General features: G+C 41.8%; 27 protein-coding genes. 8 read left to right on the top strand and 19 right to left on the bottom strand.

Features of this window, described 5'->3' with window-relative positions:
• Nucleotides 1–376 precede the first annotated feature (376 nt).
• The 4 genes from ACSFXN_RS14945 (at nucleotide 377) to ACSFXN_RS14930 (ending at nucleotide 3,571) form a co-directional block, all read left to right on the top strand.
• Nucleotides 377–1,369, top strand: coding sequence for an MsnO8 family LLM class oxidoreductase (locus tag ACSFXN_RS14945; protein WP_437150871.1), 993 nt, complete (start codon nucleotides 377–379; stop codon nucleotides 1,367–1,369).
• Nucleotides 1,370–1,918: 549 nt separating this feature from the next.
• Entirely contained in the window at nucleotides 1,919–2,551 is a 633-nt protein-coding gene (locus tag ACSFXN_RS14940) for an HNH endonuclease family protein (protein ID WP_437150870.1), read from the top strand.
• Nucleotides 2,552–2,586: 35 nt separating this feature from the next.
• The gene (locus ACSFXN_RS14935) at nucleotides 2,587–2,829 is read left to right on the top strand and encodes a hypothetical protein (protein ID WP_437150869.1); all 243 of its coding nucleotides are present in this window, start codon (nucleotides 2,587–2,589) and stop codon (nucleotides 2,827–2,829) included.
• Between the two features lie 286 nt (nucleotides 2,830–3,115).
• Nucleotides 3,116–3,571 carry a hypothetical protein gene (locus tag ACSFXN_RS14930; protein ID WP_437150868.1) on the top strand — a complete coding sequence of 152 codons (456 nt, stop codon included), beginning with the start codon at nucleotides 3,116–3,118 and terminating at the stop codon, nucleotides 3,569–3,571.
• A 249-nt stretch (nucleotides 3,572–3,820) separates the two neighbouring features.
• On the opposite strand, the gene ACSFXN_RS14925 is transcribed toward ACSFXN_RS14930, so the two are convergent.
• From ACSFXN_RS14925 to ACSFXN_RS14890, 8 genes are all read right to left on the bottom strand, one after another.
• The gene (locus ACSFXN_RS14925; RefSeq protein WP_437150867.1) at nucleotides 3,821–4,345 is read right to left on the bottom strand and encodes a hypothetical protein; all 525 of its coding nucleotides are present in this window, start codon (nucleotides 4,343–4,345) and stop codon (nucleotides 3,821–3,823) included.
• A 164-nt stretch (nucleotides 4,346–4,509) separates the two neighbouring features.
• Nucleotides 4,510–4,686 (bottom strand): hypothetical protein, encoded by a 177-nt coding sequence (locus ACSFXN_RS14920; RefSeq protein WP_437150866.1) that lies wholly within the window; start codon nucleotides 4,684–4,686, stop codon nucleotides 4,510–4,512.
• Nucleotides 4,687–4,720: 34 nt separating this feature from the next.
• Nucleotides 4,721–6,211 (bottom strand): hypothetical protein, encoded by a 1,491-nt coding sequence (locus ACSFXN_RS14915; protein ID WP_437150865.1) that lies wholly within the window; start codon nucleotides 6,209–6,211, stop codon nucleotides 4,721–4,723.
• Entirely contained in the window at nucleotides 6,212–7,063 is an 852-nt protein-coding gene (locus ACSFXN_RS14910; protein WP_437150864.1) for a hypothetical protein, read from the bottom strand.
• Between the two features lie 121 nt (nucleotides 7,064–7,184).
• Nucleotides 7,185–7,625, bottom strand: coding sequence for a hypothetical protein (locus ACSFXN_RS14905; RefSeq protein ID WP_437150863.1), 441 nt, complete (start codon nucleotides 7,623–7,625; stop codon nucleotides 7,185–7,187).
• Nucleotides 7,626–7,659: 34 nt separating this feature from the next.
• Nucleotides 7,660–8,244, bottom strand: coding sequence for a hypothetical protein (locus tag ACSFXN_RS14900; protein ID WP_437150862.1), 585 nt, complete (start codon nucleotides 8,242–8,244; stop codon nucleotides 7,660–7,662).
• Nucleotides 8,225–9,019: a hypothetical protein gene (locus tag ACSFXN_RS14895; protein WP_437150861.1), complete on the bottom strand. Its 795-nt coding sequence runs from the start codon at nucleotides 9,017–9,019 to the stop codon at nucleotides 8,225–8,227. Before ACSFXN_RS14895 ends, ACSFXN_RS14900 begins: the two co-directional genes overlap by 20 nt.
• 78 nt (nucleotides 9,020–9,097) lie before the next feature.
• A complete protein-coding gene (locus ACSFXN_RS14890) occupies nucleotides 9,098–9,295 on the bottom strand; it encodes a DUF7669 domain-containing protein (protein ID WP_437151156.1) in 198 nt (65 codons plus the stop codon).
• 432 nt (nucleotides 9,296–9,727) lie between these two features.
• On the opposite strand from ACSFXN_RS14890, the gene yfkAB reads away from it, so the two are divergent.
• Nucleotides 9,728–10,858 (top strand): radical SAM/CxCxxxxC motif protein YfkAB, encoded by a 1,131-nt coding sequence (gene yfkAB, locus ACSFXN_RS14885; protein ID WP_437150860.1) that lies wholly within the window; start codon nucleotides 9,728–9,730, stop codon nucleotides 10,856–10,858.
• Between the two features lie 85 nt (nucleotides 10,859–10,943).
• Here the strand turns inward: yfkAB and ACSFXN_RS14880 are convergent, their stop codons facing one another.
• From ACSFXN_RS14880 to ACSFXN_RS14865, 4 genes are all read right to left on the bottom strand, one after another.
• A complete protein-coding gene (locus ACSFXN_RS14880; protein WP_437150859.1) occupies nucleotides 10,944–12,173 on the bottom strand; it encodes a DUF1572 domain-containing protein in 1,230 nt (409 codons plus the stop codon).
• A gap of 205 nt (nucleotides 12,174–12,378) precedes the next feature.
• Entirely contained in the window at nucleotides 12,379–12,840 is a 462-nt protein-coding gene (gene yiaA / locus ACSFXN_RS14875) for an inner membrane protein YiaA (RefSeq protein WP_437150858.1), read from the bottom strand.
• Nucleotides 12,841–13,450: 610 nt separating this feature from the next.
• Nucleotides 13,451–15,739, bottom strand: a complete 2,289-nt coding sequence (locus ACSFXN_RS14870) for an arylsulfatase (protein ID WP_437150857.1) — start codon at nucleotides 15,737–15,739, stop codon at nucleotides 13,451–13,453.
• A 206-nt stretch (nucleotides 15,740–15,945) separates the two neighbouring features.
• On the bottom strand, nucleotides 15,946–16,923 hold the full coding sequence (locus ACSFXN_RS14865) for a formylglycine-generating enzyme family protein (protein ID WP_437150856.1): 978 nt from the start codon (nucleotides 16,921–16,923) through the stop codon (nucleotides 15,946–15,948).
• A gap of 391 nt (nucleotides 16,924–17,314) precedes the next feature.
• Between ACSFXN_RS14865 and ACSFXN_RS14860 the strand changes: the two genes are divergently transcribed.
• Nucleotides 17,315–18,031, top strand: coding sequence for a 3-ketoacyl-ACP reductase (locus ACSFXN_RS14860; RefSeq protein ID WP_437150855.1), 717 nt, complete (start codon nucleotides 17,315–17,317; stop codon nucleotides 18,029–18,031).
• Nucleotides 18,032–18,170: 139 nt separating this feature from the next.
• Here the strand turns inward: ACSFXN_RS14860 and ACSFXN_RS14855 are convergent, their stop codons facing one another.
• Nucleotides 18,171–18,827, bottom strand: coding sequence for a hypothetical protein (locus ACSFXN_RS14855; protein WP_437150854.1), 657 nt, complete (start codon nucleotides 18,825–18,827; stop codon nucleotides 18,171–18,173).
• A 254-nt stretch (nucleotides 18,828–19,081) separates the two neighbouring features.
• Nucleotides 19,082–19,936 carry an RCC1 domain-containing protein gene (locus tag ACSFXN_RS14850; protein WP_437150853.1) on the bottom strand — a complete coding sequence of 285 codons (855 nt, stop codon included), beginning with the start codon at nucleotides 19,934–19,936 and terminating at the stop codon, nucleotides 19,082–19,084.
• Nucleotides 19,937–20,220: 284 nt separating this feature from the next.
• Here ACSFXN_RS14850 and ACSFXN_RS14845 point away from each other — a divergent pair, with 284 nt between their 5' ends.
• On the top strand, nucleotides 20,221–20,373 hold the full coding sequence (locus ACSFXN_RS14845) for a hypothetical protein (RefSeq protein ID WP_437150852.1): 153 nt from the start codon (nucleotides 20,221–20,223) through the stop codon (nucleotides 20,371–20,373).
• 26 nt (nucleotides 20,374–20,399) lie between these two features.
• On the top strand, nucleotides 20,400–20,666 hold the full coding sequence (locus tag ACSFXN_RS14840) for a hypothetical protein (RefSeq protein WP_437150851.1): 267 nt from the start codon (nucleotides 20,400–20,402) through the stop codon (nucleotides 20,664–20,666).
• A gap of 68 nt (nucleotides 20,667–20,734) precedes the next feature.
• On the opposite strand, the gene ACSFXN_RS14835 is transcribed toward ACSFXN_RS14840, so the two are convergent.
• The 5 genes from ACSFXN_RS14835 to ACSFXN_RS14815 all read right to left on the bottom strand — a co-directional run bounded on the left by ACSFXN_RS14835 (nucleotide 20,735) and on the right by ACSFXN_RS14815 (nucleotide 24,224).
• The gene (locus ACSFXN_RS14835) at nucleotides 20,735–21,472 is read right to left on the bottom strand and encodes a hypothetical protein (RefSeq protein ID WP_437150850.1); all 738 of its coding nucleotides are present in this window, start codon (nucleotides 21,470–21,472) and stop codon (nucleotides 20,735–20,737) included.
• A gap of 196 nt (nucleotides 21,473–21,668) precedes the next feature.
• Complete coding sequence (locus tag ACSFXN_RS14830; RefSeq protein WP_437150849.1) at nucleotides 21,669–22,616, bottom strand: cation diffusion facilitator family transporter; 948 nt, start codon at nucleotides 22,614–22,616, stop codon at nucleotides 21,669–21,671.
• A gap of 38 nt (nucleotides 22,617–22,654) precedes the next feature.
• A complete protein-coding gene (locus ACSFXN_RS14825) occupies nucleotides 22,655–22,984 on the bottom strand; it encodes an ArsR/SmtB family transcription factor (RefSeq protein WP_437150848.1) in 330 nt (109 codons plus the stop codon).
• Between the two features lie 162 nt (nucleotides 22,985–23,146).
• Entirely contained in the window at nucleotides 23,147–23,422 is a 276-nt protein-coding gene (locus ACSFXN_RS14820; protein WP_437150847.1) for a hypothetical protein, read from the bottom strand.
• Nucleotides 23,423–23,615: 193 nt separating this feature from the next.
• Entirely contained in the window at nucleotides 23,616–24,224 is a 609-nt protein-coding gene (locus ACSFXN_RS14815; protein WP_437150846.1) for a type 1 glutamine amidotransferase family protein, read from the bottom strand.
• Between the last annotated feature and the right edge of the window lie 51 nt (nucleotides 24,225–24,275).

Below are 24,275 nucleotides of genomic sequence, written 5' to 3'. Positions count from 1 at the left end.
TGCCAGTGCCGGGATCAATTTAATTCTCATCCAATCTATAAGTATCAATAAAAAACGCCGCTTCGAGGAAATAAGTATTCCTTGGAGCGGCGTTTTCATAGTATCTACTCTACTTATTTCAACGTTTTTCCAGTGGTTCCTAAATGGTCCCTGTGTACGGCTCAATTATGAATAATTTCTTCCCTCTATAAACATACAATCGTCACCCCTTGAATCAGCGAGAGTAGCGTGTTGATATGCAGCTTTCTTGTATAGTGGAAATTGTGTTCGATACAGGGACGTGAGTATTTCACAGGCAGATGACATGATTCCATTATGCCGGACTGCTATACTCCTTACTATGCAAACTTGCAATTCAAGAAAGGAAGTAATTTAGATGAAACTAAGCGTATTGGATCAAGCTCCCGTGACGACAGGTAACACGGCAGAAGATGCCATGAAAAAAGCGGTGGAACTTGCGGTTCTCGCCGACAAGTTAGGCTACAGCCGGATGTGGATGGCGGAACATCATGGCTCAGGCGCGTTTTCCAGCTCCGCTCCTGAAGTCACTGCCGCATATTTGAGCGCCAAAACAGAAAACATCCGAATCGGCACAGGCGGCGTGATGATGATGCATTATTCGCCTTTGAAACTTGCGGAGGTGTTCAAGACACTGAGCGCACTTGCGCCAGGCCGCATCGATTTCGGTGTAGGGCGCGCACCGGGAGGCGACCATAGTTCCATCTATGCCTTGTCTCAAGGACGCCGGGCCATGACGGATGATATGTACGGGAAATTCGACACGGCGCTGAAACTGATTAACGACGAAGTGCCTGAGGACAATATGTACAATAAAACAATTGCTTCTCCGACAAATATCAAGCTCCCGGAAGCTTGGCTTCTCGGCTCGAGCGGCAATAGCGCATTGGAAGCGGGACGAATGGGCGTCGGCTATTCATTTGCCCAATTCTTTAACGGCGGCATGACGAAAGACATTTTGGATTCCTACCGGACAAATTTCGTCCCTTCCGCTTTTATGGAAAAACCCGAAATTTCGGTGTCGTATTTAGCGACAACGGCTGAAACGGCCGAAGAAGCGGAATACGAAGCATTGCCGCAGGATATTTCGCGTCTGATGCTAACGCGCGGCCGCATTATGCCCCTCATGACACCCGAAGAAGCACAAAACTCTGCATTGACGGAAATGGACCGCATGCAAATCCAGGCAAACCGCAACATCCATTTAGTCGGTTCCGCCAAAGACGTAGCCCTTCAATTGCAGCAGGAGCAAATGGAATACGGTTTTGAAGAAGCTATGATTTGCAGCATCCCCCATTCCCAGGAAAAACGGCTGGATGTCTACCGGTTGCTGGCACAGGAGTTGTTATAGAAACGTTTTACAGATTCAAGGAGGAATATCCTGAAAACTTCGATTAGGAAGCTAATTTCTTTTATTTTACCTTTTACCGACCAGTACTAAATGGTCCCTGCGGCCGGCCCAATTATGAATACCTGCCAACTTCATAAAAATACAAAGCCACCTTCGAAATCGATTGATTTCATTGAAGGTGGCTTTTTTTCTATGCATTTTGAGAGCCACTCCTATATGATCTTTTTTCGTAATACTCCATGAGTTAATTGTGTAGGAGAATTTTATAAACAAATATCGAGAGATGCTCCGGCTAAATGTTCAACAGTCATCCAAGTGGAAAACTCCAGCCAACTGTAAGGCTAATGGTTATGAAATCCTTCATCACTTCAAATATTTACATAATATTTACTATTATTTACTTTTATATAGGCCGTTTATGCATTACGATTTGGATATAGGATTACTTTATCTGCTGCTTTAATCGCACCATTGCACCAAGGCATTAGCATCTCATCAGTTTCAGGATGGATGGTGATACATATAAACTACAAGGGAGGAAATTCTGTAATGAAAAAGTTTTTCTTATTTGCCGCAACTCTCGTTTTGATGTTCGGTGTTTTTCAGTTTAATCCGAATTCTGCATCTGCCGGCTTGCCTCCTGGCATTCCGACAAAAGCTGACGCCCAATCCCAGCTGAACGCCCTGACCGTAAAGACAGAGGGTTCCATGACCGGCTATTCGCGGGACAAATTTCCGCACTGGATCAGCCAAGGCGGAGGCTGTGATACGCGCCAAGTCGTGCTGAAGCGCGACGCCGACTACTACAGCGGAAGTTGCCCGGTCACATCCGGCAAATGGTATAGTTATTATGATGGTGTCACCGTATATTCACCCTCAGAAATTGATATTGACCATGTCGTCCCGCTTGCTGAAGCGTGGCGTTCAGGTGCAAGCAGCTGGACTCAGACAAAACGCCAAAATTTCGCTAATGACCTGAACGGGCCAAAGCTGATCGCAGTGACAGCAAGCGTCAACCGTTCGAAAGGTGACCAGGACCCATCGACATGGCAGCCTCCGCGTGCGGGAGCAAAGTGCGCTTATGCAAAAATGTGGATCAACACGAAGTACAGCTATGACATGAGCTTACAGTCATCAGAAAAAACAGCCCTGCAAACGATGCTTTACTCATGCTCTTACTAAATTTCAGTAGATAACCAGAAGTTGGAGGTGGAGATTTGGAAACAAAATCATCGGTATTCACAGCGTCCCATGGAGTCATGACTGAGGAAGTCGGCGTAATTAGCGGCGAACTCGAATTGCGAACAAGCTGCGATGAAAACGGGGCTTTAACGCTTTCAATCACGTATGTTGGCGCCGAAGAATGGTATACACTGCCGGGCGGTAAATACATCCTAAACGACCCGCGCGACCATGAAGTCGTCCACCATATGCTCACCAATGTTTTGGAACGGAATTAAGGACTTTATTCTATCGCATAAAAAGAGCTGTCCCCGGAAGTTTTTAGGGACAGCTTTTTCTTAGCTGTTTTTATTACAACAAAATGAAGAAATGAATAACCCACGTCTAAAACACTTATCTACCGGGACAGAAATGTATAAAGCATAAATTGCAGTGAATGGTCAAAATCGTTTGGAATTGTTTTTTATATAGAGAGACGAAAATGCTATAGATACTGTTCATATTTACAAGTAGTGGGGTTTTGAATTATGATAGGACCAATGAGTAAGTTGAAGGAGTGGCAAAGTGAACAAATCAGTAACGAAAAAAATGGACGAAATGCTCGAATTCTTTAACAGTCTTCCGAATTGCAAGATTGAAACGAATGCAGAAGGCAAGATCTTGATTGCCAGCCATAACCCGGTTCCCTGGAGTGATTCTCTTGAAAAGAAGGATGCGGAATCCATGCATAAAATCGGGTCTATCACGCCCCATAAAGCGTCTCTCGGCCTCTATATTGATTTCCCGCATAATCTTTTGGATGTTGATCGAGTCGAGGACATCATAAATCCTGAAGGCACATTGATGTATTACCCGCCAGGCACCAAGGCTCCCACAGTGAAAAGCTGGTGGAGATTCCGCTCAGATGAAAAGTTCGATAGCATCCATCTGGTTCTGCGGAAGATCGAACTGGATATGTATGATTTTAAGAGAGAAGAATGGATTCGGTTGATGGAAGAGATTACTGGTGTTCATCAATGATGATAGCATGAATTGAAACCGAACCTTGCGCAAGCAAATCGAAAGGGCATACTTAATAGTTGAGAAAATTATTAGGAGTTCAGTATAAATGGAAAATCATGCAACAACACTCATCAAAATTACGCCGCAATACGATTCGTAGGAAGTGTATATGGATATTCAAGAACATAGGAAAATGCCTTTCCGATAAAAAATTGGAAAGGCATTTCATATTTCTTTTAATTCCAGTGTCCTATGTTCCACGCAATTCTAATTCACAAATTCCAACTCTTCATAGTTTGGAATAATTTCTTCATTTATCGTATCTGCAATCTCTTCTAAGAAGTCGATATTTTCATTTATGAGTTTTTTGTCAGTAATATAAACTCTACTGTTTCCATCATCGGTATAAAAATCGAGAAATGCCCTTACATATCCAGAACGAGTTTCTTCACCCATTACCAATTCAACTCTAGACAGCATATTTATAGAAAAGTCACCATAACTTTGCGTTTCCCCTCTTTTTCTCCCTTCATAACGTATCCGTTCCTCATTATAAGAAAAATAATGCGCCCATCCATTATCCAAACTGATTAAATTTCGAATGTCGTAGAGGATAATCTCTTTGTCTTTCGCTTGCTCTTCCTTCTCCTTTGAAATTTGAGAATTTACTTCTAAGTTAGTTTTCAAAGTACTATCCGCTCTAACATTTTTCTTTTCTGTCTCCTGGTTTTGTTTTTTGGCATATACAATTGTAAAGGTAATTATTAATATAATTACTAGAAGTACTACCATTATTTTCTCTCCTCATATTGCTCAAATATATTAGTGAGTGTTTCTTTAAATATGTTTAGCATGGTGTCCTCTCAATTCAAGAAGTATATTTATAAATATAAAGAAGACTCTTGCTTCGTAGCACTAACAAATCTGAATTTAAAATATTCTAATGTATCTCTATATCAGTAATCACCATCGATTCCCCTCAAAACCTCTCTCGCATGCCACATGTTCTGATCATACTCGGTCATTACACCAGCTTCTCCTTGAATCTCCTTGATAACTTCGACAGGAATACCTGCTCTTTCCCTTATCTCTTCAGCATATGCTTTTGCCTTAGCGATAAATTCCGGCTTCATTTTTTGATTTCTTCATTTTATACTTCCTTATTTTTTATCCTAAGAAAAATGAATCTAAATCAGCATTATTTCTTAAAATCCTCGAATTATCTACACCTATTTCTATTGCCAAATCAACAGAAGCAGCAGCCAGAACAGCCGAATTTGCTTGAACATCAAATGCTGCTTCAATAAGAGAGTTGTAACGGTTGTATGTTGCATTTATTTTAGAAATAATGTCTTCATAAGCTTGATCTACATCTACTAGCAGAGAATTTGTATACTCATTAAGTACTTTCTTTAGTTCCTGTTCTTTAGCACCAATATTGTCTTTTGCAAATCCCCAAACAAAATTCGCTGTCACCGTTCCAATAATAGAACCTAATACTGGAATAGGTATTAACATCTGTCCAATTGCCCCGCCAGTAGCTGCTATCCCTGCTTCAAGACAAAGAATCTGACCTTCTGTAACAAACTCATCCATAGAAATTCGGTCTTCTTTCAAATCTACGCTCAAGGTTGCTAACCCCATAGCGGCACTAACTACAGCACCGGCAAATGGTGCCGATAACGAAGTCAAGTTTGTCAAAGTATAAATGCTTCCTGCAGTCACTCCACCTTTTGCACCTGCTTTTGCGGAACTTAAACCGATTTCTTTCCAGTCGTCTTCATTAAAATCCTGTATCTTTTTTCCTTCCTTAACTTTGCTGTACATGACTGTTATAGTATTTAAAGAAGCAGCAATTGCTGCAGCACTACCTGCAATTTTAGCTCCTTCACCTATCGAAGGACCTTTTTTAGCTTCAAGTATTTTTGTTTTTGTTTTTGCTTCTTTGAGAATTCCATCTTGAATTTCTTGATTTTCTTCTACAATTTCATTCTGATAATTCGAAACGGTTTTTCCAACTACACCTAATTGTACTTCATCATAGTTTGATACGGATGGTTGTACCAAATCTTGAAAACTTCTACCTGTTTGACTTTCTATTTCCTCTACCTTTTTTAGAATAGCACGTGCAGACTTATCACTTAACTGACTAGGAGTTTCACCTGCTCTTATTGCTTCAATAACTTTATATTGATCTTTAGGAATAGAATAATTCATTAACCCATCTTCGTATTTTTCATAATGATTGAGTACATGCTTAAGTGTATTATTTGTTCCATTAATAAATTTCGACTGATATTTAATGCCTTCAATGATGAAGTCTTCAGGAGCAGTGCGGCCAACTCCATTAAAGGTAGCAACTTCGCTTTGCCCATTCAAAACAGCCCAAGCATTCCGTACATTCACCTCTAAATGCTCTGCCACTTCTCCATGTTTTGTTTGTTCTGATCCAAGAATATTTTTGGGATTCGATAAAAAGACGCGCATTTTCATCATATGTCCTAACGCGTTTTCAAAATTTTGATTTTGTAGATTTTGGTTTTTTATATTTTCTATTACAACTTGTTCTAACTGATTATTTATAGAAGCTTCTTTCCACTGATTAAATCCATCTACACCGGCTGCATTGACTTGATCTTTCCAAACATGTGTAGACATCTACTCTCCGATTTCCTTCTTAAATAAAACTGAAAGACTTTCAGTATTATTTATTAAAGCTCTTAATAAATCTTTTTCGTCTTGTGAAAATTCAGTGTAAGATTCCACACTTTTTGCGTTACTTACAAACGAGATTAAGCTCTGTTCAATACTTGTAGCGAGTCTTTCGGTTGAAGCATTTAACTTTGTAATTTCTGTGGCTGTTGCCTCCAGAACTTTAATTGCCTTTATAACATCCACACGTTCTTTATCAGCTTTAATAGCAGCTTCTTTATTTTTTTTGTTGGCAAGAATTCCTCCGGCTGCAAGGCTAGCAGCTCCAATTCCCCAGCCAATAGGACCAGCTAACGCCAATAATGCTCCGCCACCTGCTACACCCCCACCACCAGCCGCAAGAGCACCTCCGCCTAACCATGCTAATGCAGCATTAGTTGCTGCTACCCCTGATAAACTAGAAATAGCAGTTCCTGTCGAAGCAACTCCAAAAGTTGTAGCAATTGCCATAGCAGCAGTCGGCGCAATTGCTGCAGTAGCTACACCTGCCGCTACACCTACCGCAGTACCTCCTCCGGCTAATTTAATCATTTCTTTTTCGTCATATGAAATTTCACTGAGTATTTTAAAGCTTGATAAATTGACTTCTACTTTCTCAAATGTTTTCTCAAATTCTTTTGGAGTATTGGCTAATTTGTTAATGTATGCTTCTACTTTATTAATAACATCTACTCCATAGGCACGAGTGTTGTGAAGACTAATTGCTCTATTTTGTAGTTTTTTTGAAGATTTTTCGTGAGTGGCTAGTGAATTTTTCAACTCTTCAATTGCTTCTTTTTTCAATGAACTATTTAACATAGAAGTTATCCCCTTTTAATTGGTTATTATGAATTCTGGAATGGAAGGTATAATTCTTAATTAATCGACATATGAATTCAAACTTGTAGAATTATTAAATTGTATTTTATTTGTTTAATTTTTATTGCTTCTTCATTTCGGATTCTCTTAAAACAATCTGTCTCCCGCTCGTCAGCTCACTAAAAGTAAAGTAAGTGTGAGCTTGTGAAGTTGTCGCTGTTCTTGGAAGATGGTTCAAATACCTTTTAATTTCCAATAGATAAAACTTATATTCTTCTCTCTCATCAAAACCAAAGGTGTTACTTCGCTCTTGGATATATCCTTTAAGACGTTCTTGAAAGTTTTCATTCAGGTGATTGATTTGTTCATTTAAATTTTCATTTCTAGGACACAAAACTACTTCATGCTGAACATTATAGAGTGTATCCATTATGCCGCCCTTTTTACGAAGAGCGATAAATTCAGCTTCTTTATACGAGCGTGGATGTGGATGTGCGTGAATTAAATACTTTTGTATTATCTTTTGCGTCCGTCCTGCCGGAAGTGAAATTACTTCTTTCATTCGAATTCCTGCTTTCTAAATTTAATTTCTTTCCTTAAAAATCCAGTTGTTTAAACCCTTCAAAAACCTTTACCCGAACATCTTCTGGAGACTTTACATCAAACAATGGCATATCAATCGCTTTTAGCTTTTCAAATCCAGCATATTTTTTCTTTAATTTACCGTTTGATAGTACAGTCCATTCATTCTTTGTATGCAATCTATCAAACTCTTCTTCGTAAAACGGAGACCAAAATGTCCAATGGTCGGAGACTGATGGTATACCGTTCCAGTAAGACTGATCAAATTGATAACGCAATATTGAAAGTACCGGAAAGTCCACTTCGTCATCTTCAGTTAAATCCACCATCACACCATACCAAGGCAAGTCTCTAATATCATCAACACCCTCTGGAATCGTTGTAGATTTCACATAAAGTTTGATGAAATTTGTTATAAGCCAGCCGTCGGAATCAATTGTCGATTTGTAGCGCATAAATCTCGGAGTAATCGAAACATATCCTTGTTCCTCGCCAACACGATCCAATTCACTAAACAATACACTCAAATTCTCATAGGTTTCTTTTAATAGATTGCTTGCTCGAACAATATTTTCACCTTTAGTATGTACTGTAGACATAAGGTTGATCCTCCTCTGATGACTGCATTTCTGGCCAAGACCATGCTGAGCTTGGTAAAGCTTTATCACTTTCATAAATATAAGGTGTATGCTGTATTTCATAAAAAGCAGTGAAATTCACAAATCCGCTGAATCTTTTCAATCCTTTTACTTCCAGTAATTCTTTTGCGTCTGTTAGTACCAATTGTTGTGCGCCTTGCTGAGCTGTCTTTGTCATCCAAATAAGTGCCGTATGTAAGTCTTCCCAAATGGTGTACCCCATTTTGACAGCTGGTGAAATTTCATATGTAACATTCAGTTTTTGTTGCACTTGATACTGAATAGCAAATGGAGCTAAAAAGAGGAGATAACATTTTCGATTGCCTGCTCGTTCTTCAAGCATATGTGAATACTTGGATAATTGATGAAGGCTATCCTTGTAATCAATGACTTTCTTTACTTCCGCATCATCTTCCGAAGAAATACCACTTTTGTATTTCACTTCGATTCCGACTAGTAAATCATCGAATTCTAGCATTAAATCAATTTCCCCTTTAGGATGTTTCGGCCAAAATTTATAATCAAGTTTATAACTGCTCTGCAAATCTAATAATGTCAGCCACTCATTCTGGTCTTTCTCTTCAGCAAACTTAACTTGTTGTAATATTCCTTTCAACCCTTGCTCAAAAGGCAAATACCTAAGCGCTCCGAAGAAGTCCCCGGTTAATTTGTCTTCTAATCTATCGGTCAAATTACTCCCAGACCTCGAAATCTTCCCTTTAATTTCACTGATCATCAACATCTCTTCTTTCAAAATAATAGTTAGTTAAATCTAAAGGAGCTTATTTTATATAGCCTGCAAATTAAGCTGTATCTAAATCAATCTATACAAACCTTTTCCTATTCTTTCATAATCATTGTAAACAGACCCATGATGGTTAGGAGAATTAGCGCAACATCTTGAAGTGATATGTGTTCGGATTGTACTTTCTTTATAAGTTGTCTCTCGACTTTTCATTAGAATGATCACTTCTTCAAATTTAAAACTTTTACCCTGCCGTTCTTGGGTAATTACTTTTACTGCTGACAGAATTTAATCTCTAGCAGTGGTTCGGTTCTTTTGATTAGTGGTCATATGTTATGTCCCCTTTTGCATGCACATACTTTTTTACTATTTAATTCATTGAGTAAATAGTATCATTTTAACATAAATATATACATATATATTTCCATTTTAATACATAAAAATTTAACTTTCTAAGGGACGGCATAATTCACAGTGATTCCGATTTTTTCAAAACTATCAAAGCTCCATTACCCAGAACCCCTTCTCACCCTAATGATTTTTCCTTCCAGACAATTGCCTTGAATGGTCGGAACCGTTTAAAAATTTTCCCAGGCACGCAATTAGTAATCGGATTAAGAGTTAACAACCGCCCCTTGCGCAAGCAAATCGAAAAGCGCATACTTAATAGTCGAGAAAATTATTAGGAGTTCGGTATATATGGAAAACACTGCAACAACACTTACCAAAATTACACCCCAATACGATCCGTGGGAAGCGTATATGGATATTCAAGAACACGGCAAACTGACCTTATCCAGCATCGAATTTACCACGACCTATTTATGCAATATGCGCTGTGAACATTGTGCTGTCGGCTATATGCTGGCGCATAAGGATCCGGATGCTTTGCCGATCGAGCTGCTCTTTGCGCGATTGGATGAAATTCCGCATTTGCGGACGATCAGTTTGACCGGCGGAGAGCCAATGTTTTCAAAAAAATCGGTCGCCAATTATGTGTTGCCTCTATTAAAATACGCCCATGCACGCGGAGTCCGCACCCAAATGAATTCGAATTTGACGATGCCGCTTGACCGCTATATGGAAATCGCGCCTTACTTGGATGTCCTGCACATTTCCCATAACTGGGGCACAATCGATGATTTTGTCGATGGCGGGTTTGCCAATATGGAACGCAAACCTTCCAGAGAGCGGCGGGCCGAACAGTTCCAGCGCATGATTGACAACAGCCGTGCGCTGTCGGAAGCCGGCGTGATGGTATCGGCAGAAACAATGCTGAACAAACGGACATTGCCTCATTTGAAGAGCATCCACAAGCAGATCATTGAAGAAATGAAATGCGCGCGCCACGAAGTGCATCCGATGTACCCAAGCGATTTCGCCAGCCAACTGGAAGTGTTATCGCTCGATGAAACGAGAAAAGCGATCCATGACTTATTGGATGCCCGCGATGACAATGTCTGGATGTTATTCGGTACATTGCCGTTTTATCCGTGCAGCCAAAACGAAGAAGATACTAAATTATTGAACCGCATCCATGCCAGCAAAAACGTCACCGTCCGCAATGACCCGGATGGCCGCTCCCGGTTAAACGTTAATATTTTCACCGGCGAAGTCATCGTCACGGATTTTGGCGATACCCCTGCGATGGGCAATATCCAGACCGATTCGTTGCCGGCCATGCTTGACCGCTGGCTGGAACGGCCATTAGCGAAGACGATCGGCTGCCATTGTCCCGCAGCAAAATGTCTCGGACCGAATCTGTTAGTGAAAGATGCCTATTACCCGGAAACCGATTTCACTGTCCAAAAATCAAAAATTACCGTTTAATTTAAAGAGCCCGATCTAGTGGAAGAATCCAACTAGATCGGGCCTTTTCATGTCTTCAACTCTGAATATTAAGTGATGTTCTTCCTTATTCAGGCACGTACGCATACACTTTTTCTTCATCAGTGATTTCAAACAGCAGCTCGGTAGGAATCTCTTTTGCGGCAAGCTTTTGCTGACTGATCCTCAAGGGAGCGACTTCTTTCAAACCTTCAAGGTTTCTGTATTTCAACGCTTTTACCCCAAAGTTCAATTTCACTTTATAGTTCTCTTCAATCTTTTTCACTTTGCTTTCAATTACACTAATAATGTTATTGTTTTCAGCCACCACTTCGACTAACGCTTGGGATTTTGAATTCGCTTCCTGATAATTTCTTACTGAAGTTAAATAAGGCTCGTAACATTCTTCGATGAACTTGATGTTCAATAACACCAATTCTTGTTTGTTGTTGAATGTATCAATTAGTTTCTTATAATCCTTTATTACTGCCGCTTCTCCCCAATTCCGAATCGTTTCATGTTCTTTCAACTTATCGATGTTTTCTCCTATTCCTTTAAGATCTTTATTTAAGACCTTTAAATCTTGAAGAGTAGCCGTATAGAAATCTTCTACTTTTTGATCTTCCACGCCACCAAGCAGGATGCCATTATTTCTGAAGCGTGTGATTACTTCTCTGAAATAGCTGAACCTGGATTCGATTTTCCCGGCAAAATCATTGTCTCTGTTTTGCAATAGAACAGCTAATTTTTCTTCAATCTTTTTTAACGAACTTTGGATTTCAATCAATTGCTGCTGCCCGACAACAGCGGTTAACAGACTGAAGCTCGCATGGGCAACCAGTTTCGGATCAACCTTTTTCAATAAAACGGCTTGTTCATAAATGCCTTTCGTGCCGTCTTTTTTTACTGCAGGAAGATACCCTTTTCTGTTCACTCGTTCTATAAGCGTCATGTTTTTGTTCTTTAACCCTTTCACCACTTCAGGACTGAATTTCACCTTATATTTTTTGGCATCTTCAATTACCAGTGCCCCGGCATTAAGCGTTTCCCGAATATCGAATTTCAAAATTGCCGGGATTTCTATCTTTCTATATTGCCTTTCCCCTATTTCTTCATCTTCAACTTCTGAAATGTGAGGCATAAAAGGAACATAAGGATCTTCTTCTATAACCGGCTCACTATTTTTTATTTCCGGTTCGCTTTCTGGACTTGATGATATTTCAGGCTCTGCAGGTGTTTCTTTTCTTCTATTAAAATAAAGGAAAAGGCCAACTATCAAAATTAGTACTACTGCTGCTATTGGAAGGATATTTTCCACATTATAAACCTCATTTCTAATCGATCTTATAGATTGGTCAAAATGACCGCTTCGTCTTCTTAATAAACATGTACCCAGAATCCGCATTATGAATCAATTCATTATGAAGATTTACGATTAAGGGGACTGCTATTTCCAAACATAAAAAGAAGCGCCCAACAGATATTGGACGCTTCTTTCTTTATGATAGTTGCTTGGAATCGTGTCACGATTCTCCGATATTTTTCGCTTCTTCCGTATCGCGGACGTTCTTTTGGACCGTGACGACCGCGAACAAGCTCAGCACGAATGAGATGCCGTAAAAGCCTTTCTCGCTGAGCACAATACTGCCGGCGTTGAATAGGCCGATCGCCATTAAAGCAATCGCCGAAATCAGCGCAAACCAGCTGATGCCGTAGTACAGATTCGTGACCCGTATTCCTTCATCGCGGTCTCTGACGGCTTTTTGAAGCGATACGGCGGAGTAAAGTCCGAGAATCAGCAATACAATATAATACCCTTTTTCGTTCAACTCCATCGCCGCATTATACAACCCGATCAAATACGACGACACCCCAATTAGCAATGCACCCCAAGCCGCGCCTTTGAAAGCGCCAGTCGGTTCACCAAGCCTGCGTTTCTCCGCCGGTTTTTTAGTGAACACATCTTCTTCTCTTTCTCCCAACATACATTCAGCCCCTGTCATTTGATAATGCGGATTTTGCTTTCCCTTTGCCTTGCTTTCTCGATCCAGGAAACTATACGAATAAAAGCAGTGCCTGATTGCCGTCCTTCCTGCATCGCTAATATTATTTTATAAAATTCATTATTAGGATTATTCTACCATATGCAATTGGATTTAGAATGATGGTTTAAAGCAAAATTTTAAAAAGATAAATGCGGTTCTCCGTTTTCAATTTCCTGCAAAATTGAAAACCGCTGAATAAATTAATTTTCGCCAGCGGTTTTGCAAATTTGCCATTTCACCCCTGTGTCTGGAACAATTATAAACATTTCTCAATGCCCATAAACATACACCAGCCATCCTCGAAACCGACTGATTTCAGTTAGGATGGCTGGTGGCTATGTAATTTTCGTGAATAGATGACATCTTTCGGTACACAGGGGTGCGATTTTAAGCTGGACAACTGCATACGAGGCGTTTCAGGAAAAATTGTTGCACTTAATTCGACAAACAGCCATATCATAAAAACAGGAAAAAGCTCTGTAAATGCTTTTTCCTGTTTTTATGTTTACGGGCATATATTTCCTAGGACTAGGGAGTCCGACCTCACCAATTAACTTTTAGGTGTTATAAACTCTTCATCATTCCCAAGTTTATATTCAACTTTTAGGAGTTTCCCTTTAAATTCGAATTCACCTTGATCCGCATATTCTTGACTAACTGGATAGGCAGAATCTTTTCCGACATCCAGGCCTTCAAATGACATTTTGTAGGACTGTGTTTCTTCTAAATTGGTTTCCCCGACTTTTTTACCATCAATGTACAATGTACCTTTCCCCTCGTGTGAGCCTGTCTTATCGAATTTGTAAGCCACCACGGACTCACCGACTGGTACATCAACATTAGAAGTAATTTTATATTCTCTATCGCCTAATATATATTCATACACCAATTTATTATTTTTAATATAAATTGTGTAACCGGCTTCGATGCCGCCGTGCGCTAAAAGAACACCATCTTCTTCACTGTTATTACGTTCAATTGGAATATTGATTTCATAGGAACGGTTAATGATCGGTGCGGCTGCCGAGTCTGTTAACCTGCTCATTCCTCTATAATACGTAAAATGATTTTTTGCTCTCAACGTATCATCTGGAATAGATAAAAATCCTTCTATAAAGAGATCAGTCAGCGGTAGTGCTCCATACTTTTCCGCTTCTTCCAACCACAGTTTTTGTAATTCTTCCAATTTATCGGTATTTTCTTTTGCAATATCCACCGTTTCAGAAAAATCCTCCTCAACATTATACAAAGACCATTGATCCTCTTCGAAGGCTTCCCCTTTTGTATGATTTGCTACCGCTTTCCATCCATCATGATAGATAGCCCTTTGTCCTGACACTTCAAAATACTGTGTTTCTCTCCCTTTAGCTTTAGGGTTTGTAAATGTCTCTTTAAAACTTTCTCCGGAATATTCCATTTGTTTCACTCCATTTATTTCTTCTGGAGGTGTGATTCCTATTATGTCAAATACAGTTGGTGTAATATCATTTACGTTAACGTATTGTGATCTGATGGAACCTGGATCTTTTATTAACTTCGGATGATGGATAATTAATGGCGAATGGGTTCCTCCCTCGAAAGCAGTGTTTTTATAGCTTCTAAAAGGTGTGTTACTCACTTGCGCCCATCCTCTAGGATAGTCCATTCCTGTTTGGTCATTGCCAAAATTTTCGTAATGTTTGTCTACTTCTTCAATTGTTTCACCCTCGCCGTTAAAGGCTAAAGTTCTACTCGACGAACCGTTAGCTCCTCCCCCTCCACTGGCTCCATTGTCCGATATTAATACAATCATAGTATCTTCCAGCTGATCGAGGCTACGTAGATTGTCTACTAATTTCCCGATTTGTTCATCAGTATGTGTTAAGAAACCTGCATACGTTTGTTGAAATCTGATGTAGTTCTTTTTCTCTACTTCGGTTAATTCATCCCAATGTTTTATGTCTTCATTGCTAGGCGATAATTTTGTATCTTCCGGAATAATACCCAACTCTTTTTGTTTCTCGAAACGTTCTTCCCTAACTTCATCCCAACCCTTGTCATATACACCTTCATACATATCTATATACTTTTCCGGTACTTGATGCGGAGAATGCTGCGCACCGAAAGTCAGATACAAGAAAAAGTTTTTGTCTGGATGAATACTTGTATGATTGGTGATGTATCTATTCGAATTCTCAACGATTGCTTCTGAAAAATGATACTCCTCGTCATTAGGAGAAGGTATCTGGGTGTTATCAATCGTTAAATCTGGTCTATATTGGTCTGATGAATCCTCTATAAAGCCATAATATTGGTCAAATCCTTTTTGGAGTGGCCAATTATCATAAGGACCCGCAGGGGTTGTTTGATCGGTTGGAGCCAAATGCCATTTTCCGGCTGCATAAGTATTGTAATCATTTTCCCTTAACACTTCAGCAATCGTTCCGGCTTCAGGTTTAATCGCTCCCCGCTTATTCGGAAATTCCGGTCCCATGTCGAAATTGGTAACTGTCCCAACACCAACTTCATGTGAATTCCTTCCTGTCAGTAATGATGCTCTTGTCGGTGAACAAAGTGGTGTTACATGGGCATTATTATACCTTAGTCCATTTTCGGCTAGCTCATCCATAACCGGAGTTTTTATTTCGGACCCATAACTTCCCAGATCTGAAAAACCTGTATCATCCAGCACAATGTAAATGACGTTTGTATCAGGCTCTATTGCAGATTCTCTTTTTGTGCTTTCAACCTTTTCCCCCGATGAACAACCGCTTAATACAGATGCCGAAGCTAGTAGAGCTACTGTACCAAACACACTTAACTTATTAATATAGTTAGAAAAAATCCTCTTATTCCCCATATGTCTTCCCCCATCTTCCTCACAATAATTGTATTGCTTTTACGGATTCATTCGTTTTTCTTTCACTGCCCTATCCATTAACCTCTATTGATCACCTAGCCAGTTTTGGAACATCTTTACTAAACTATTCAACTAAATCAAGAAGAAAGGAACATATTGGTACCCCAAATAAGTAAAATTTCTTTTTAATCCCGCTAATAGTTTTCTTAGACATCAACAACGCAGCGAAACCCAATATTGCCAGTTGAACTATCTGGCGTATTCGAAGTTCGTGCCGCGACACGATAGCGATTACAATAAGATTGATGACATAAATAGGATCCGCCGCGCATGATTCGCATGTCGCCTGTTTTAGGCCCTTTTGGGTTTACACCACCGCCCCGGCTTTGAATGTTTATGCTAAACCAGTCGGAACACCACTCCCAAACATTTCCGGAAATGTTATATAAGCCATATCCGTTTGTTGGAAAAGACTTAGCCGGTGCTGTGCCAGCATAACCATCCTCCATATTGTTTACTTTCGGGAAACTCCCCTGCCAAATATTACATTGGTGAATTCCACCAGGCGTCAACTCATCACCCCATGGATACTTTTTTTGTTCTAATCCCCCGCGAGCAGCAAATTCCCACTCTGCTTCAGTGGGTAACCGTTTACCAGACCATTTACAGTACGCTTGCGCATCATTCCATGAAATATGTATTACCGGGTGATCCAAGCGACCATCTATCGTGGAATCAGGACCTTCGGGATTTTTCCAACAAGCACCCTCTACAACCATCCACCATGGTGTTTGTTGTACTCTCTGCGTCACTTTTTTATCAGTTTCTGAACTCAAAAACTGATAAAAAACAAATGAATTTCCAAATTTCTCGGCTTCTGTAATATATCCTGTTGCAGTTACGAAAGATTTGAAGTCAGCATTTGTTACAGTACATTCATCCATATAAAAGGGACTAACCGTTACCTTTCGAATGGGACCCTCTCCGTCTAAAGGAAAGCCCTCTTTGTCATTTGTTCCCATGAGAAAACTTCCTCCAGGTATATAAACCATATTCTCCCTTGAAAATTTCTTTCCGGTTAACTTTGGGTCCAATTTAACATCCTTTTCCAGTTTCCAATCATCATTGTCCCTCAATTTCAAACGACTTGCAGCACAACAATGCGAATTTTCTTTTTGTTCCATTACCTACGCCTCCCAACCTAAAAATCCGTGATCCCAAAAAAATCTACTGTAAACTAATTTTCAATATATAAATATAAAGGGCTTACATTTAATAATATTCAGATTTGTACGAATATCGTACATTCTTACTTTATTCGTACAATTTATTATAACAAAGGTGATAAGTAAGTCAATGCAAGCAATAAATAGAATTGTCTAGCTATTGCGATGATTATTCGCACTAATTTGAGCGAGTTTGGTTTGATCCATTTAAGTGATGAGAAAACCGAGTAAAGCGTCCTTTCTTAGCGAAGGACCAGAACTCTTTTCGTGAAGTTCTTCACTAGGCTTTTTTCTCCATGCTTTGCTACACTGATGGATGGAACTGATTGATTATAGAGGAGCTGTTCATATGCAAAACTTAACAGGAAAAAATGCGTTGATTACAGGAGCGGGGAAAGGCATCGGCCGGGCGACCGCCCTCGCTTTTGCAGCGGAAGGCATAAACGTAGGACTTGTTGGACGTACTGCAGCCAATCTGGAGAACGTGGCAGCGGAACTGGAACAATACGGAGTGAAAACAGTATTTGCTGTGGCTGACGTCGCTGACATGAAAGCCGTCAATGCAGCAGTCGAACATATAACGGAAGAGCTGGGGTCGATTGATATTTTGATCAACAATGCCGGCATCGGCAAATTCGGCAAGTTCCTTGAGCTGTCGCCTGACGAATGGAAAGGCATTATTGACACGAACTTGATGGGCGTTTACTATGTGACGCATGCTGTATTGCCGCAGATGATTGAGCGCGAAGCTGGCGACATCATCAATATTTCATCAACAGCCGGCCAAAAAGGTGCACCGGTGACAAGTGCTTACAGCGCTTCGAAATTCGGTGTCCTGGGACTGACGGAATCATTGATGCTGGAAGTCAGAAAACACAATATCCGCGTTAGTGCTCTAACACCAAGTACGGTTGCCACTGACCTGGCGTTTTCGGAAAACCTGACGGACGGCAATCCAGACAAAGTCATGCAGCCGGAAGATTTGGCTGAAATGATGGTTGCCCAACTGAAGCTGCATCCACGTGTTCTGTTGAAATCGGCTGGACTATGGTCGACTAATCCGTAATTGGATAACGAACTCTATACATATAGAGGCAATGGTTTAACCTGATTTTAATGAAATAACTAAATCCCATTCAAACAGAAAATTTCTGCTTGAATGGGATTTTTTGATTGGTGTCTATTTATAGTGCTATGGCTGATTATCATTCATCCTTCAGCAATTTAATCAACCGAATAACTTCCTCATCTTCCCCTACATCAACAGCTACCGACTCCGTATTATCAATGATCTCCGTGTAGAACTCTTCCCCCGCCGGATACTCGCCGTCCCAGCGCAGCGGCACGTTATAGACATTGATGGTGCCGTCTCCGTTGCCGCTATAGGTGACAGAGCCATCGACCAGACGGGAACCAGCAAGCTGAATGACGTCTTCCGGATAGACGCCGCTTGTTTCATCGTCCGGATTGAGCGGCGTATCAGCGGGTATTTTTTCCACATACAAGCCGTCGATGTTCTGGTTCGGCCCGAGCTGCAGCCACACTCGGGCGTATTCGATCTGCTCGCTAGAATACTCGGATAAGGCATCTTCTTGCTGATTGCCTGCATCTGGAGTGGTGCTATCCTGATCAGTTGTGATAGTTTCTTCTGAAGAGACTTCGTTTTCCTTGTTCATATCCGCTTCCTCTCCCTCACCTTTTGATGTGTTTCCATCGGTTTCGCTTGTATCTTTTTCTGCTGATTCATTTACAGAGCTTTCTCCTGGAGCACCTGTTGCAGCTTCTTCATTCGTGTTACCGACACAACCCGTCAGCAACAATAACACAGCACTGAGATAAAAGATCTTTCCGGCTGTCTCCATTCGTCCCACCTTTCTTTCCTTATTGTTGAACTGATGAAGTTATTAACAAATTTCCCCATCGAATATTAGCAGTCAAAATAAAAGATATAGCCACAAATTCTATATTTAAGATCAGTATTCCTCCTTCAAGATTACGAATCCTTAATAAAAAAAGATCAGACAGAATCCATCTGCCCAATCTTTTTTCTTCTATAATAAATTGTCTCCGCTGCTTCAGGTGTCTTGTTCAATCAGAATGATTGGTCCTTCAATAATTAATTGCCGGCTGCCTCGATGCCGCTCCAACCGGTTACCTCACATTGACGTTCCGTATTCCGGCCAGCAGCTACTACCGTGCCGTCGGATGTAAGGCCGAGCGTATGCGCGCTTCCTGCCGATACCGCCACGGTGTCACGCCAGCCGTTCACCTCGCATTGCCCTTCATTGTTCCGGCCTATTGCCACTGCTGTGCCATCCGCTTTCAAACCGACTGTATGATTGCTCCCCGCTGCTATCGCCACGATATTCCGCCAGTTGCTTACCTCGCATTGGCTGTCTTTATTCAACCCTACAGCTGCCACCGTACCATCCGATTTTAATCCGGCGGTATGAAGGTACCCCGCGGCGACTTCCACGATATCGCACCAGCCGCTCACATCGCCTTGGCCGTATCGATTGTTTCCCGCACTTATCACCGTGCCGTCCGACTTCAGCCCAACGGTATGCCAGTCCCCCGCCGATACCGCTACGATGTCATGCCAGTCATCTACATTGCACTGGCCATCATTGTTTCGGCCAACAGCGACTGCCGTGCCATCCACTTTAATTCCAACCGTACGGCGCCAGCCTGCTGCGATCGCCGCTATATCACGCCAGTCATTCACTTCACATTGGCCGTACTTATTCCATCCTATAGCCGCAGCTGTGCCGTCCGATTTCAGTCCAACCGTATGGGAACTCCCTATATGGGCGCTGCCCGCTGCTACCGCTGTCATATCGCGCCATCCACTCACATCGCATTGGCCATATTTATTGTCGCCTGCCACAACTACCGTGCCGTCCGTTTTCAGCCCGATGCTATGGCGATACCCCGCCGCTATGGCAGCTTTTGGCCATCGTTTATCCTCCATGTTTCCCCTCCTTAAAACCATATTTCGGATTTCGTTTTAGCTTATTAATTGAGGAATTTCCTGCAGCCATATTTCATAATAATTTCAGCCGTTTGAATTTCTGTTTTCCCAATAGTTACCCATAATCTAACACAGCTTTCAGAATAAAATACATAGCTGTTCATTCGATGGATTTGCTTAAAAGATCAGAGAGCATCAATCCGTTTAATCTTCATTGCTTCCACTCTTCTTTTTTGAAACATTTGGAAGTTTGTTGCGTATTACTGATAAGGACGGTGATTGATGTGAGCAACCTGATGCTGTGGCCGATGTTCATGATGGTGTTTTATTTCGTGCTTTTTGCAGTAGTGATTTATTTGATTGTAAAAGCATTCAGCTTGGCTAAAGAACGGAATGCTCTTTTGAAGGACATTTTGGAGGAACTGCGGAAGCGCTAGGAGTTTCAGAAAGGGGTGCGGTTGGAATGGGATTATTCCGGTTTTTGTTTATGGAAAAGAAATGCCTGGTTCACTCAGCTTTCGGCAATGAGCCGTATTTCAAGGCGGCCAATCAATTAAGCGAGCACGGCATTTCCTATGACGTTGTACGGAAGTCGAATTACAGTGTCTTTGGCGGCGGCCAAGAAGGTACTATGCCTTTCGCCAGGACTACTTCAGAAATCACCAATACGCAATATGATTTCTATGTGAAAAAGGAAGATGAGCACCTGGCCGAACAGGCTCTGCGTTGATCCACTTAAATCTCTTTCAGTAAAACCGCAGCCTTCAGACTGCGGTTTTTTCTTGTGCAGCTTTTTCATCAAATGATAATTTGCAGCAAAACGGCAATAAAGACCATACCAAAGAGAAACGCAGGAAAACTGCTTTTCCTTTCTTCCGGCAGCTCATCGTTCAAGATGTTCAATACAATTCCGCCTGTCAGGAACGACGACAGAAAGGCCAGAGTCAGCTCGCTTGCATGCGTCGTCTCGTATAGGATCCATCCGACCAGAACCGAAGCCGCTAAAATCCATCTACCTATCCGGGTATAAAGTTCTTCATGCGTCAAATAGAGGTTTCGGTTTTTGGCAATAAAATGAAACGAAAAAACGATGAAGTATATGGCATAAGCAGCAATGCTGTCGCCGCTCAGCTCTTGGATAAGATAACCGATCAAGCCGCTGTAAAGAGCAAAAGCACTGATTTCAAGGACGAATACAGCTGTAGATGGCCTTGTTAAATTCTCTTTGCGCCTATTTTCCCGCTCGGACTTTTCGCTTAATTGGTTGATGCCATAAAACACGGCAATCCCAAGCAATGCTGCCATATAGGTAACATAGTCGATCCCTTCCAGCCAGGTGTTTAAGTGCGCTTCTTGTGCGACATCCTTATAATGCGTCAGTTCAGGAACCAGATGCAAAAAAACGTATGCAATTGAACCGCCGGAAACCAGCGACATCAGCCGGTCGGTCATTCGCTTCTCCAAATACTTAATGGCATCCGTAAAAATATGCACCATCATGAACCCGATGATGACAAGCAGGCTTGTGATGAACATGGCAACCTCCCCTTCGGAAAATCTTCTTAGCAATTAATTTGGTATACCCTTTTTTCGGAAATTTTAGCTCATCTGGAGCGGAAATATCGTATGTAAGTGAATAAATATCAAAGAAAGATGAACAAGAGGCGCAACGGGTTCTTCATTGAAATACGGAACGGCAAAAACGCTTGGACAGAATTTGTCCAAGCGTTTTTTAATGTTCATGCCGATGAATCCCTGATTCCCCGTTATTCTGGCACAGCAATCCATTTTCATGCGGGTGTTCGTTATTTTCCATCTGGATCGTGACATGCCCAATCCCTTTATGCCCGAGTTTATGCTCGACGTTCCGCAAAATTTCCTGGCTGGCCCCGACGGACAGATTGCCATCGACGACGGCATGGCAGGAAAGCGCGTTTTGGCCGCTCGTGATGCACCAGACATGCAAATCGTGGATACTTTCAATGCCTTCCACGTTTTCCATCGTATCGATGATGTCGTCCAGATCCATGTTTTTTGGCGTGCCTTCCATCAAGATGTGCACAGCGTCTTTCGTGACTCGCCAGCCGCTGATCAGAATCAGCACGGCGACAATGACGCTTGCCAGCGGATCTGCCCAGCCCCAATTGAAAAACATGATGAGCAAGGCCGCCGCAACCGCTCCAACTGAACCGAGCAAATCGCCGAGTACATGGAGAAACGCTGCCCGCACATTCAAATTTTCTTTCGTATCGCCTCCGCGCATCAGCAGCCACGCAACCAGGACATTGACGAGTAAACCGATAGCCGCGATGATCAGCATACCGGTAGATGCCACTTCAGGCGGATTGGCAAACCGGTGGTACGCTTCGTAAAAGATGTAAACGGAAATCCCTACAAGCGTCACGCCGTTGAAAACCGCCGCCAGTATTTCAAACCGTTTATAGCCGTAGGTCTTGCTGTAGTCGGCCACTCTTTCGCCTAACGTGAACGCCAATATCGCGACGCCCATCGAAATGGAGTCACTCAGCATATGCCCGGCATCCGCCAGCAGCGCCAAGCTGTTTGTCAGCCATCCCCCGACCGCTTCAATCACCATATAAGCCGTGATGATGGCAAAACTGATGATCAACACTTTTTTATTCGCCCCATGCGTGTGGTCATGCCCATGATCGTGCGCCACTTGAAAAACCTCCTAACTGTCTTCAATCACCTGCCGGATCAATTATGGCAGGCATGTTCGATGGCCATCTTCAGCACACTCATCACATGATCATCGTCATGGGAATAAAACAACGTCGTGCCTTCTCTCCGGAATTTCACCAAGCGCAGATTTTTCAGGAACCGGAGCTGATGCGATACCGTGGACTGTTTCAGCTGCAGCGTCTCCGCAATATCATTGACGGCATATTCCCCTTCAAACAGCAAATTGAGGATCCGGATTCTCGTCGGATCGCCCAATGCCTTGAACGTCTGCGATACGACAAATAAAGTTTCCTCGTCCAAATCGTTGCTGCTTTTTAGCGCTACATTTTCTTTGTATGGTTCCATCGGTTCCGCCTCATTTCCTGATTCACTATTTTCGTTCTACTATATGTATATATTAGTATATGCTCATATTCTATTTTAAATAAATCGAATCGTCAATCAATAGAGAGCTGCAAATAAGTCCAAGAAAAAAGCATCCGATGGGAAAATGCTTTAACTGTCATTTTAATTGTCTCGCTTTCTGCTATTGGTATAGTTCTTCAAAAACTTCTCCTCTTTCTTTTTATCTATCCAGCTCCAAATCAAATAAATGATGGTGGACATTCCGATCACCAGTAACGAAGCATTAAAAACAAATTCAAAATCCATGTCTTTTACCATGCGGTCAACTCCGCCTAACCCGATATGCTCGTTCTTGATCGTTTGGTAATCAAAAAAGATAAACGCTAAAATCAGTCCTGTAATTAAACCGCCTGCTATCGAAAAGAAAGATTTTTTCATTCATCAACCACCTCCTACAAATGATGAATCTTTTAAATTTGAATTGAATCCAGTTTGCAGCAAAATTACTTAGTTAAGAGAGATACATAAAAAAGCACCCCGATTCGCAATGTTTGGTTTTTCAAAACCGGACGAATTGAGGTGCTATTGCTTGTTCTAAAACTGGGCGGCTTACTTTGATCCAGCCAATTCCTTATCGATTTTTGATAAACTCATAATAGCCGCTCTTAAAAAACTCATACCACTCATCAATTTCCGGCTGCGGCGCTGACTCGAGTGCCGTCATCACTTCTTTTCCGAACTCCAGATATGCAGAGCCGTTGGCAGTGATGATATTGCCATCGCGCACTGCCTGCTGCTCCACGTAGCGCGCTTCATTCGTATAATTCTCACCCGCCGCGTCCTGCAGTTCAGGCAAATGATTGCTCGTATGCCGGATATGATTCAAGACGCCGTTCATCCCAAGAAAGACCGTGGCATCGCAAATTGCGCCTAAGACTTTATTGCCATCCAGCGCTTTTTGCACCAGCTTCTGAACCGCTTTGCTTTCTTCTTTACGCCACGAGTTGCCGCCGATCAGCACCAGTCCCGCAAAATCGTCGCCCACTTCATCCACTGTATAATCCGCCACCGTACGGAACCCGCCGATCGAACTCACCGGCTCCTTGCTGAGCGATACCGTCTTCACTTCATACTTCTGCTCGCCCTGCTCCGGCTTCTCATTTAGCGCCGCAGCCAAAGACGCCGCTTCCCAATCCGCATACTCGTCCAGCACCACAAACAACACTTTCTCAAGCTCCATCCAACCCTCTCCCTTCATTTAAACATGCTTTTCTCCACATCAAATATTCTA

It is taken from the genome of Planococcus sp. 1R117A, from assembly GCF_051417975.1.
GTDB classification, from domain to species: Bacteria; Bacillota; Bacilli; order Bacillales_A; family Planococcaceae; genus Planococcus; species Planococcus shenhongbingii.
Note: the sequence above shows the minus strand (reverse complement) of the source record. Positions and strands in the feature narration are given on the sequence as shown.

What these genes read in the sequence shown, in the direction of transcription:
- ACSFXN_RS14860 (WP_437150855.1), top strand. Translation starts at nt 17,315, where the DNA reads ATGCAAAACTTAACAGGAAAAAATGCGTTGATTACAGGAGCGGGGAAA.
- ACSFXN_RS14820 (WP_437150847.1), bottom strand. Translation starts at nt 23,422, where the DNA reads ATGAAAAAATCTTTCTTTTCGATAGCAGGCGGTTTAATTACAGGACTG.
- ACSFXN_RS14905 (WP_437150863.1), bottom strand. Translation starts at nt 7,625, where the DNA reads ATGAAAGAAGTAATTTCACTTCCGGCAGGACGGACGCAAAAGATAATA.
- ACSFXN_RS14840 (WP_437150851.1), top strand. Translation starts at nt 20,400, where the DNA reads ATGGGATTATTCCGGTTTTTGTTTATGGAAAAGAAATGCCTGGTTCAC.
- ACSFXN_RS14825 (WP_437150848.1), bottom strand. Translation starts at nt 22,984, where the DNA reads ATGGAACCATACAAAGAAAATGTAGCGCTAAAAAGCAGCAACGATTTG.
- ACSFXN_RS14835 (WP_437150850.1), bottom strand. Translation starts at nt 21,472, where the DNA reads ATGTTCATCACAAGCCTGCTTGTCATCATCGGGTTCATGATGGTGCAT.
- ACSFXN_RS14925 (WP_437150867.1), bottom strand. Translation starts at nt 4,345, where the DNA reads ATGGTAGTACTTCTAGTAATTATATTAATAATTACCTTTACAATTGTA.
- ACSFXN_RS14920 (WP_437150866.1), bottom strand. Translation starts at nt 4,686, where the DNA reads ATGAAGCCGGAATTTATCGCTAAGGCAAAAGCATATGCTGAAGAGATA.
- ACSFXN_RS14870 (WP_437150857.1), bottom strand. Translation starts at nt 15,739, where the DNA reads ATGGGGAATAAGAGGATTTTTTCTAACTATATTAATAAGTTAAGTGTG.
- ACSFXN_RS14815 (WP_437150846.1), bottom strand. Translation starts at nt 24,224, where the DNA reads ATGGAGCTTGAGAAAGTGTTGTTTGTGGTGCTGGACGAGTATGCGGAT.
- yfkAB (WP_437150860.1), top strand. Translation starts at nt 9,728, where the DNA reads ATGGAAAACACTGCAACAACACTTACCAAAATTACACCCCAATACGAT.
- ACSFXN_RS14915 (WP_437150865.1), bottom strand. Translation starts at nt 6,211, where the DNA reads ATGTCTACACATGTTTGGAAAGATCAAGTCAATGCAGCCGGTGTAGAT.
- ACSFXN_RS14945 (WP_437150871.1), top strand. Translation starts at nt 377, where the DNA reads ATGAAACTAAGCGTATTGGATCAAGCTCCCGTGACGACAGGTAACACG.
- ACSFXN_RS14865 (WP_437150856.1), bottom strand. Translation starts at nt 16,923, where the DNA reads ATGGAACAAAAAGAAAATTCGCATTGTTGTGCTGCAAGTCGTTTGAAA.
- ACSFXN_RS14895 (WP_437150861.1), bottom strand. Translation starts at nt 9,019, where the DNA reads ATGATCAGTGAAATTAAAGGGAAGATTTCGAGGTCTGGGAGTAATTTG.
- ACSFXN_RS14855 (WP_437150854.1), bottom strand. Translation starts at nt 18,827, where the DNA reads ATGGAGACAGCCGGAAAGATCTTTTATCTCAGTGCTGTGTTATTGTTG.
- ACSFXN_RS14940 (WP_437150870.1), top strand. Translation starts at nt 1,919, where the DNA reads ATGAAAAAGTTTTTCTTATTTGCCGCAACTCTCGTTTTGATGTTCGGT.
- ACSFXN_RS14900 (WP_437150862.1), bottom strand. Translation starts at nt 8,244, where the DNA reads ATGTCTACAGTACATACTAAAGGTGAAAATATTGTTCGAGCAAGCAAT.
- yiaA (WP_437150858.1), bottom strand. Translation starts at nt 12,840, where the DNA reads ATGTTGGGAGAAAGAGAAGAAGATGTGTTCACTAAAAAACCGGCGGAG.
- ACSFXN_RS14850 (WP_437150853.1), bottom strand. Translation starts at nt 19,936, where the DNA reads ATGGAGGATAAACGATGGCCAAAAGCTGCCATAGCGGCGGGGTATCGC.
- ACSFXN_RS14910 (WP_437150864.1), bottom strand. Translation starts at nt 7,063, where the DNA reads ATGTTAAATAGTTCATTGAAAAAAGAAGCAATTGAAGAGTTGAAAAAT.